Origin of the sequence: Mariniflexile soesokkakense, assembly GCF_039650365.1 — a bacterium.
In the GTDB taxonomy this organism is placed as follows: Bacteria; Bacteroidota; Bacteroidia; order Flavobacteriales; family Flavobacteriaceae; genus Mariniflexile; species Mariniflexile soesokkakense.
Genome location: NZ_JAZHYP010000025.1, coordinates 1 through 729, shown reverse-complemented (window position 1 = coordinate 729; position 729 = coordinate 1). Strand labels below are relative to the sequence as shown.

Here is a 729-nt window from a genome sequence, read left to right as displayed (position 1 = left end):
ATTTTGTTTCAAAAATGGCTTAAAAAGATTTGTTTTTTAGCTCAGTTCTTTGTTAGCCACAGTATTTATTCTGTATTTATTTCAATTATTGTATCCGTTTCTATATTTCGTTCTGTTCCGTAATCGTATTTATTATACTTTATTTTCAATTCCGACTTTCCGTTTGTTGATTTAATCGAAGCATTTTTATAATCAATTACTTCGTGAAGATTTATTTCCGTTTTTTTCTTTTCCAACAACCAGTATTTTTTTTCAGTCACTTCGTAAGGACAACAAGCTCCCATAAATCCTTGATATTTTGTATAAACTACAATTTTCTCGTTTTCCGCTTTAATTTTATTCGGATATATTGGGTAGAGAACTGTTGATGTCAAAAGAGCAAAAAATATTCCGCCAAACAACCAAAAAATTAAAGTCAAAAGTGGCGTGATAAAATAAAAACTATAATAAATTACTGTTTTTTTAAATGGCTTGAAATTCCAGAAAAAGAGAATAATTCCGCTCGCATAAATCAACAATGTTATAAAATACGTTAATCTATAATTCAGACTTATTTCAATCGTGTTTTTCAGAGTGAAATTCAATAAAGCAAAACCTAAAAGGTAGAAATGAATCTTTGTAATTATATCTCTGATTTGGGTTTTCGTCATATTGTGGCTAACGTTTATGTATATCTTAAGTTAGCTTTATTAATAAAGTTTTAAATTTAATTATATAAACAGAAAGAAC

1 protein-coding gene is annotated in these 729 nt (G+C 27.2%); it reads right to left on the bottom strand.

The window, feature by feature from the left end; translation table 11 throughout:
- Window positions 1-65: 65 nt before the first annotated feature.
- Window positions 66-650 carry a hypothetical protein gene (locus tag VP395_RS15785; RefSeq protein ID WP_346242992.1) on the bottom strand — a complete coding sequence of 195 codons (585 nt, stop codon included), beginning with the start codon at window positions 648-650 and terminating at the stop codon, window positions 66-68.
- Between the last annotated feature and the right edge of the window lie 79 nt (window positions 651-729).

Excerpts from the sequence above, each read along its gene's own strand:
- VP395_RS15785 (WP_346242992.1), bottom strand. The coding sequence starts at position 650 with ATGACGAAAACCCAAATCAGAGATATAATTACAAAGATTCATTTCTAC.